Source organism: Pseudonocardia pini, from assembly GCF_013870575.1.
Lineage (GTDB): Bacteria > Actinomycetota > Actinomycetes > Mycobacteriales > Pseudonocardiaceae > Pseudonocardia > Pseudonocardia pini.
In genome coordinates this window covers 1-8,271 of the sequence record NZ_JACBXB010000189.1, presented here as the reverse complement: position 1 = coordinate 8,271, position 8,271 = coordinate 1, and the positions used below count along the sequence as shown (strand labels likewise).

The 8,271-nt window shown below is 72.1% G+C and carries 9 protein-coding genes; 8 read left to right on the top strand and 1 reads right to left on the bottom strand.

Features of this window, described 5'->3' with window-relative positions; translation table 11 throughout:
• The coding region (locus H5J29_RS13300) for an IclR family transcriptional regulator (RefSeq protein ID WP_181781255.1) at nucleotides 1–542 on the bottom strand (542 nt) is incomplete at its 3' end.
• A gap of 163 nt (nucleotides 543–705) precedes the next feature.
• Between H5J29_RS13300 and H5J29_RS13295 the strand changes: the two genes are divergently transcribed.
• The 8 genes from H5J29_RS13295 to H5J29_RS13260 form a co-directional block, all read left to right on the top strand.
• Nucleotides 706–1,533: an MIP/aquaporin family protein gene (locus H5J29_RS13295; RefSeq protein ID WP_181781254.1), complete on the top strand. Its 828-nt coding sequence runs from the start codon at nucleotides 706–708 to the stop codon at nucleotides 1,531–1,533.
• Nucleotides 1,534–1,556: 23 nt separating this feature from the next.
• Entirely contained in the window at nucleotides 1,557–3,074 is a 1,518-nt protein-coding gene (glpK, locus tag H5J29_RS13290) for a glycerol kinase GlpK (protein ID WP_181781253.1), read from the top strand.
• A gap of 38 nt (nucleotides 3,075–3,112) precedes the next feature.
• A complete protein-coding gene (locus H5J29_RS13285; RefSeq protein ID WP_181781252.1) occupies nucleotides 3,113–4,822 on the top strand; it encodes a glycerol-3-phosphate dehydrogenase/oxidase in 1,710 nt (569 codons plus the stop codon).
• A gap of 112 nt (nucleotides 4,823–4,934) precedes the next feature.
• Nucleotides 4,935–5,459 (top strand): DinB family protein, encoded by a 525-nt coding sequence (locus tag H5J29_RS13280; protein ID WP_181781251.1) that lies wholly within the window; start codon nucleotides 4,935–4,937, stop codon nucleotides 5,457–5,459.
• Nucleotides 5,460–5,547: 88 nt separating this feature from the next.
• On the top strand, nucleotides 5,548–6,450 hold the full coding sequence (locus H5J29_RS13275) for an AAA family ATPase (RefSeq protein ID WP_181781250.1): 903 nt from the start codon (nucleotides 5,548–5,550) through the stop codon (nucleotides 6,448–6,450).
• 194 nt (nucleotides 6,451–6,644) lie between these two features.
• The gene (locus H5J29_RS13270; RefSeq protein ID WP_312858198.1) at nucleotides 6,645–7,439 is read left to right on the top strand and encodes a vWA domain-containing protein; all 795 of its coding nucleotides are present in this window, start codon (nucleotides 6,645–6,647) and stop codon (nucleotides 7,437–7,439) included.
• A 10-nt stretch (nucleotides 7,440–7,449) separates the two neighbouring features.
• Nucleotides 7,450–7,770, top strand: coding sequence for a putative quinol monooxygenase (locus tag H5J29_RS13265; protein WP_181781249.1), 321 nt, complete (start codon nucleotides 7,450–7,452; stop codon nucleotides 7,768–7,770).
• The coding region (locus tag H5J29_RS13260; protein WP_312858197.1) for a threonine ammonia-lyase at nucleotides 7,771–8,271 on the top strand (501 nt) is incomplete at its 3' end.

Genomic DNA, 8,271 nt, shown 5'->3' with positions numbered 1-8,271 from the left:
CGGGCGGCGGCGAGGTGCGCCTCCAGCATCGTGACCGTCGCCGCCGTGCGGCCGGTGTAGCGGCGCAGCTCGAGATCGCGCGGAGCGGGCGTCGAGACGGGGGCGAAGGCCAGCAGGCACTTCCCCCACGCCGTGGCGTGCAGGGGCTGGCGGGTGTTGGTGCGCAGTGTCTGCGGCGACCCGTCCGGGCGGAAGACGTGGTGCACGAGCCCGGCCGCGTCGCCGTCGGGCACCGCGAGGTAGACCGCGCAGCCGGTGCCGCCCGCGAGCGCGTCCGCCCAGTTCATCGCCCGTGCGCGCAGGTCGTGGCGGTCCCAGCCGCTGGCGAGCGTGTACATCCCGACGCCGAGGCGGTAGAGCGAGCTGGACACGTCCTGGTCGACGAGGCCCTCCTCGCGCAGCGTCCGGACGAGCCCGTGCACCGTCGGGCGCGGCAGGTCCAGCGCGGCCGCCAGCTCGGCGAGGGCGAGCGGCCGCCCCGCACCGCCGAGCAGCCGCAGGATCGCCGCCGCCCGCTCGACGGACTGGATGGGTCCCGGCACGCAGTCCAGCCTACTGTGATCGACTCGACTGGATCAGTTCGACATTGTCGAACGACTTCGGTTGTCGGGTCGGTCCGCCGTTCCTAGTTTCGGTCGGGTCCGACCCCCGTCCGGTGTCCCACACCTCCGGGCGGGGGTCGTCACGACCGGAAAGGAGAGTTCGATGCGGAACTCCTACCTCGGCGAACTCAGCGCCGAGTTCGCCGGCACGATGATCCTCATCCTGTTCGGCAACGCCGTCGTGGCCCAGGTGGTCACGGCGTCGAGCGACAGCCCCCTGGGCGACCACGACTCGATCGCGTGGGCCTGGGGCCTCGGCGTGACGCTGGGCGTCTACGTCGCGGGCCGGATCTCCGGCGCCCACCTCAACCCCGCCGTGACCATCGCGCTCGCGGCCTACCAAGGGTTCGCCTGGAAGAAGGTCGCGCCCTTCATCCTGGCCCAGACGCTCGGCGCGTTCGTCGCCGCGCTCATCGTCCGGGTCACCTACTCCGACCTGATCAACAAGGTCGACCCGAACCACACCATCGCCACGCAGGGCATCTTCTCCACGCTGCCCGGCAACGGCGGGGACGGCGTCTCCATCCCGACGGCGTTCCTCGACCAGGTGGTCGGCACGGCCATCCTGGTGTTCGTGATCTTCGCGCTGGTCAACGCGCGCAACAACCCGCCGATGGCCAACCTGGCCCCGGTCGTCATCGGCCTGCTGGTCGTCGCGATCGGCATGGCATGGGGCGCCAACGCGGGCTACGCGATCAACCCGGCCCGTGACTTCGGCCCGCGCCTGGCCTCGTTCATCACCGGGTACGGCACGGCCTTCCTGGACCAGAACGGGAACCAGTACTGGTGGTTGCCGATCGTCGCGCCGATCATCGGCGGTCTGGTCGGCGGCGCGTTCTTCAAGATCCTGATCGGGCGCTACCTGACCGCGGACGAGGACCAGCTGCCCCAGCCCGTCGGCCGCGAGCCCGCCCCCGAGAAGCAGGCCTGACCCTCACCGAGGAGGACGATCCCATGCCCGAGTACGTCGGCGCAGTCGACCAGGGGACGACGAGCACCCGCTTCATGATCTTCGACCACGGCGGCAACGAGGTGGGCCGCCACCAGCTCGAGCACGAGCAGATCCTGCCGCAGGCCGGCTGGGTCGAGCACAACCCGGTGGAGATCTGGGAGCGCACCTCCTCGGTGATCCAGACGGGGCTCAACAAGACCGGGCTCACGGCGGGCGACCTCGCCGCGCTCGGCATCACCAACCAGCGCGAGACGGCGGTGGTGTGGGACAAGCGGACCGGACGGCCGCTCTACAACGCGATCGTCTGGCAGGACACCCGGACCGACCGGATCGCCTCGAAGCTGGAGCGCGAGGGCCACGGCGACACGATCCGCCGCAAGGCAGGCCTGCCGCCCGCCACGTACTTCTCCGGCGGCAAGATCCAGTGGATCCTGGAGAACGTCGACGGCGCACGGGAGGCCGCGGAGAGCGGGAACGCGATCTTCGGCAACACCGACTCGTGGGTGATCTGGAACCTCACCGGCGGGGTCAACGGCGGCGTGCACGTCACGGACGTGACCAACGCCAGCCGCACGATGCTCATGGACCTCGAGACCCTCGACTGGGACGACGAGCTGCTCGCCCTGTTCGGGATCCCGCGGTCGATGCTGCCGGAGATCCGGTCGTCGAGCTCACCGGAGCCCTACGGCACGACGCTGGCGAACGGCCCGCTGGGCGGCGAGGTGCCGCTGACCGGCATCCTCGGCGACCAGCAGGCCGCCATGGTCGGGCAGGTCTGCCTGGCGCCGGGCGAGGCCAAGAACACCTACGGCACCGGCAACTTCATGCTGCTCAACACCGGGACCGAGCTGGTCCGCTCGAACTCCGGGCTGCTCACCACGGTCTGCTACCGGTTCGGCAACGACGCACCGGTGTACGCCCTGGAAGGCTCGATCGCCGTCACCGGCTCGGCCGTGCAGTGGCTGCGCGACCAGCTCGGGATCATCTCCGGCGCGTCGCAGAGCGAGCAGCTGGCCCGTCAGGTCGAGGACAACGGCGGGGTGTACTTCGTGCCCGCCTTCTCCGGGCTGTTCGCGCCGTACTGGCGCTCCGACGCCCGCGGCGCGATCGTCGGGCTCTCCCGGTTCAACACCAACGCCCACCTGGCCAGGGCCACGCTCGAGGCGATCTGCTACCAGAGCCGGGACGTGGCCGACGCCATGGAGAAGGACTCGGGCGTGCACCTGGAGGTGCTCAAGGTCGACGGCGGCGTGACCGCCAACGAGCTCTGCATGCAGATCCAGGCGGACGTGCTGGGCGTGCAGGTCTCGCGGCCGGTCGTGGCCGAGACCACGGCGCTCGGCGCCGCGTACGCGGCGGGTCTGGCCGTCGGGTTCTGGAAGGACACCGACGAGCTGCGGGCCAACTGGAACGAGTCGAAGCACTGGGACCCGGCCTGGAGCGAGGAGCAGCGCCAGGCGGGGTACACCCAGTGGAAGAAGGCGGTCCAGCGGACGTTGGACTGGGTGGACGTGGACTAGTTCCGCCAGGTCCACCGCTCGTCGAGAGGAAAGACATCATGAGATCCGTCGCGCTCTCCCCGGATGCCCGTGCGCAGGCGTTGCGGGACATGGCGTCCGGCGAGCTCGACGTTCTCGTCGTCGGTGGTGGTGTCGTGGGTGCGGGTAGCGCCCTCGACGCCGCCACCCGCGGCCTGCGCGTCGGCCTCGTCGAGGCCAGGGACTACGCCGCCGGGACGTCGTCACGAAGCTCCAAGCTGATCCACGGTGGCCTGCGCTACCTGGAGATGCTGGACTTCCGGCTCGTCGCCGAGGCGCTGCAGGAGCGGGGGCTGCTGATCCAGAAGATCGCCCCGCACCTCGTGCGACCCGTGCCGTTCGTGTACCCGCTCAAGCACCACGTGTGGGAGCGGGCCTACGCGGGCGCGGGCGTCGCGCTCTACGACAGCCTCGGGCTGCTCTCCGGGCAGTCCCGCGGGGTGCCGCACCACAAGCACCTGACCCGCCGCGGTGCGCGGCGGATCGTGCCGTCGCTGCGCAAGGACGCCCTGGTCGGCGCCCTGCAGTACTACGACGCGCAGGTCGACGACGCCCGGCACACCATGTTCGTCGCCCGCACCGCAGCGGCGTACGGGGCGCACGTCGCGACCCGCGCCCGCGTCGTCGGGCTGCTGAAGGAGTCCGGCAGGGTGATCGGCGCGGAGGTCCACGACCTCGAGACCGGCGAGCGGATCCGGGTGCGCGCCAAGCAGGTCATCAACGCCACCGGGGTCTGGACGGACGAGACGCAGGGGCTGGCGGGCGAGCGCGGCCGGTTCCACGTCCGCGCGTCGAAGGGCATCCACCTGGTCGTGCCGCGGGACCGGATCCGGTCGGAGTCGGGGCTGATCCTGCGCACCGAGAAGTCCGTGCTGTTCGTCATCCCGTGGGGGCGGCACTGGATCATCGGCACCACCGACACCGATTGGGACCTCGACAAGGCCCATCCGGCGGCGTCGGCGGCGGACATCGACTACCTGCTGCACCACGTCAACGCGGTGCTCGAGCAGCCGCTGACCCACGACGACGTCGAAGGCGTCTACGCGGGGCTGCGGCCGCTGCTGGCCGGGGAGTCGGAGTCCACGTCGAAGCTGTCCCGCGAGCACGCCGTCGCGACCCCGGTGCCGGGGCTCGTGGTGGTCGCGGGCGGCAAGTACACGACCTACCGGGTCATGGCGAAGGACGCCGTCGACGCGGCCGTGCACGGCATGGACGCCAAGGTGCCCGAGTCCGTGACCAAGGAGATCCCGCTGCTCGGGGCCGAGGGCTGGGAGGCGCTGAAGAACTCGGTGCAGGTCCTGGCCGCGCAGTCGGGGCTGCACCCGGCGCGGATCGAGCACCTGCTCGGCCGCTACGGCTCGCTGGTATCGGAGATCCTCGACCTGGTGGCGGAGGACCCGTCGCTGGGCGAGCCGCTGGGTGGGGCGCCGGACCACATCCGGGCGGAGATCGTGTACGCGGCGGCGAGCGAGGGGGCCCTGCACCTCGACGACGTCCTGACCCGACGCACCAGGACGAGCATCGAGACCTTCGACCGCGGCCTGGGCGCCGCGCAGGAGGCCGCCGACCTGGTCGCCCCCGTCCTGGGCTGGACGGACGAGCAGAAGGCCAAGGAGGTCGAGCACTACCAGGGCCGAGTGGCGGCGGAGCGGGAGTCCCAGACCATGCCCGACGACGCCACAGCGGACAGCGCCCGCATGGGCGCCCCGGACGTGGTCCCCGTCGCCTGACCCACCCCAGCCCCGACCCGAACGAGCGGCACTCTCGCTCATACCTAGTGAGCGAGAGTGCCGCTCGTCCGCGTCCGGCGGTACGGTCCGGGCCCCGAATCCTGGAGGGCTCGTGACCACCACACTCACCGGCGAGCGCGCCGACCTCGTCGAATCCCTGCGTCGGCACCGCGGGTTCCTGAAGCAGACCATCGCGGGGGTGACCGAGGAGCAGGCCCGCACCCGCTCCACCGTCTCCGCGCTGACCCTCGCATCGCTGATCAAGCACGTCGCGGACACCGAGGAGCAGTGGATCGCGTTCGCCACCGGGGACGCCGGGGCGATGGGCGGCGGGGAGGACTGGTCCGACGGCGACTGGGACCCGAACGCGCCCGACCCCCGGTTCGTCCTCGCGGACACCGACACCCTGCCCGCCCTGCTCGCCCGCTACGACGAGGTCGCCGCGGCCACCGACGCTGTGGTCGAGAGCGGCGACCTGGACCACGCCACGCCGCTGCCCGAGGCCCCCTGGTTCGAGCCGGGCGCGGTCTGGACGCTGCGCCGCACCCTGCTGCACGTGATCGCAGAGACCTCCCAGCACGCCGGGCACGCGGACATCATCCGCGAGGCGATCGACGGCGCGAAGACGATGGGCTGAACGGCGACGGGCTGAGCTGTGGCGCACTGACCGATATCCCACATCCCGGCGGGTTGACGAACAGCACGCCGGAAGGTCGGATGGTGATGTGAGTGCATCAACGACGGTGGGGCCGGAGGCCAGGGCGGCGATCGCGAGCGCGGTCGTCGGCAGGGATCGGGAGCTGACGCTGGTCCTGGCGGCGGTCGCCGCGGGGCGGGACGTGTTGCTGGAGGGCCCCCCGGGCACGTCGAAGTCCACGATGCTGCGCGCGATCACCGAGCACTGGGGCGTGCCGTTCGTGCTGGTGGAGGGCAACGCCGAGCTCACGCCGGCCCGCCTGGTCGGACACCACAACCCGGCCCGGGTGCTGCAGGAGGACTACTCCGCGGACAACTTCGTCCCCGGCCCGCTGGTCGAGGCCATGCGCGAGGGCGGGTTCCTCTACATCGAGGAGCTCAACCGCGCGCCGGAGGACACGCTGAACGTGCTGCTGGGCGCGATGGCCGAGCGCGCGGTGACCGTGCCCCGCGTCGGCACCATGAAGGCCGAGTCGACATTCCGGGTGCTCGCGAGCATGAACCCGTTCGACAACGTGGGCACCGCCCGGATCTCCGACTCGGTCTACGACCGCTGGAACCGGCTCGCCGTGGGCTACCAGTCGGCCGAGGAGGAGGCGGACATCGTCGGCCGCCGCACGGGATCCGAGGACGAGGACCTGATCGCCGACGGGGTGGCACTCACGCGCGCCACGCGAAACCATCCCGAGCTGCGCCGGGGCTCGTCGGTGCGCGGCGCGATCGACCTGGTCGCCATCGCGATGGAGCTGCAGAAGATCGACCCGGCGGCGGACCGCAACCGCGTGGTCCTGGACTCCGCCCTGCTGGCCCTGTCGGCCCGGATCGGGGTCGACGAGGCCTCGGACGCCACGCCCGAACAGGTGATCACCGAGATCTGGGAGAACCATTTTTTCTCCGCCCCCGGCGGGCAGCGCCGGGCCCGCACCGCCTAGACGTCCCGAACGCCGTCGCGCTGCCCACCGCCGAGAACGGTGAGCGACGGACCCTCGATCCCCTGCGCCGCAAGCCCAAGAAGCTCTCGGCCGCACCCGACCTGTTCCAGAAGGGCAAGGGCGCGCCCGTCGTCGCCGAGCTGAACCCGGAGCGCGGCGGGGGCGGGACCGACCAGCCCGCGGGCGGGCAGGGCGTGCTCGTCACGGCGCAGAAGGCCGCCCAGAAGGACCTCTCCGACCTGCTCGAGGATGCCGCGCCGGATCCCGCCGTGGCGTCGATGGCGCAGGCCATCGCCCGCCGCCTGTCGGTCCGCCGCCGCCCGCGAGACGCCCGTTCCGAACGCGGCACCGGCGCCCTGGCCTCGGTCCCGTACGCCTACCGCTCGGACGACATCGACCTGGACAAGACGATCGAGATGCTGGCCGAGCGGCCGGTGCCGGAGGACACCGACGTGATCGTCCGGGAGCGGATGAGCTCCCGACGGGCGGCGGTGCTGATCGTGGACGTGTCCGGCTCGATGCGGGGCGAGAAGGTCCGGATCGCCGCCGCCACGGTCGCAGCGCTGTCCGCGGACCTCTCCGGCGCCGGGGACCAGCTCGCGCTGGTCGCCTTCTGGTCCGACGCCGCCGTCGTCAAGGGGCTGACGGAGCCCGCTCCGCCGTCGAAGCTGCTGGACACGCTGCTCCGGATCCCCGCGCGCGGGCTCACCAACGTGGGCTTCGGGCTGTCGGTGGCGCACGCCGAGCTGGCCCGCTCCGCGGCGCGGCGGCGCACGGCGATCCTGCTGACCGACGCCGTGCACAACGCGGGCCCCGATCCCCGCGACCTCGCCCGCCGCTTCGGCGAGCTGCACGTCCTGCTGGAGACCGACGGCGAGCACGACCTCCCGCTGGGCCGTGACATCGCCCGCCTCGGCCACGGCACCCTGACCCCGGTGCACACCCACCGAGACGTCGCCCCCGCCCTGAACCGCATCCTGAACCGCTAGAAGGAGTCCCATGAGTGCCGTCATCGTCGTCGCCACCGTCTCGCCGAAGCCCGGGGAGGAGCAGGCCGTGCGCGAGGCCATCCTCGCCGCGATCCCGAAGGTGCACGCCGAGCCGGGCTGCGGGAAGTACGCCCTGCACGAGCCGACCGGAGACTCCACCGACCTGGTGTTCGTGGAGAAGTGGGAGTCGCAGGAGGCGCTGGAGACCCACAGCGGCGGGCCGGCGCTCAAGGAGCTGGGCGGGGCGCTGAAGGGCAAGCTCGCCGCGCCGCTCGACGTGCGGACCTTCACCGCGATCCCCGCGGGTACGGCGGAGCAGGGCACCCTGTAAGTGCCCCGCACCCTGATCGGCCTGCCCGAGATCGAGGAGGCCGCCCGGCAGCTCGCCGGGCACCTCGTCCGCACCCCCACGCTGCCGAGCCCGGGGCTCTCCGCCCTGCTCGGCGTGCCGGTCACGGTGAAGCTGGAGCTGTTGCAGCGCACCGGTTCGTTCAAGGCCCGGGGCGCCACGGCGAAGCTGCTCTCGCTCACCGCGGCCGAGCGGCAGGCGGGTGTGGTCGCGGTCAGCGGCGGGAACCATGGGATCGCGGTCGCGGAGATGGCCGGTGTGCTCGGCGTCGCCGCGACCGTGGTGATGCCGGAGTCCGCCTCCGCGAGCACGGTCGCCGCGTGCCGGGCCACGGGGTCGGACGTGCGGCTGACCCCGGACGTCACCCAGGCGTTCGTGCTGGCCGCGGAGCTGCAAGCGGCCGGGCGGACGATGGTCCACCCGTTCGACGACCCGGTGGTCGCGGCCGCGCAGGGCACCGTCGGCCTGGAGCTGGCCGAGGAC

What these genes read in the sequence shown, in the direction of transcription:
- H5J29_RS13295 (WP_181781254.1), top strand. Translation starts at nt 706, where the DNA reads ATGCGGAACTCCTACCTCGGCGAACTCAGCGCCGAGTTCGCCGGCACG.
- glpK (WP_181781253.1), top strand. Translation starts at nt 1,557, where the DNA reads ATGCCCGAGTACGTCGGCGCAGTCGACCAGGGGACGACGAGCACCCGC.
- H5J29_RS13285 (WP_181781252.1), top strand. Translation starts at nt 3,113, where the DNA reads ATGAGATCCGTCGCGCTCTCCCCGGATGCCCGTGCGCAGGCGTTGCGG.
- H5J29_RS13265 (WP_181781249.1), top strand. Translation starts at nt 7,450, where the DNA reads ATGAGTGCCGTCATCGTCGTCGCCACCGTCTCGCCGAAGCCCGGGGAG.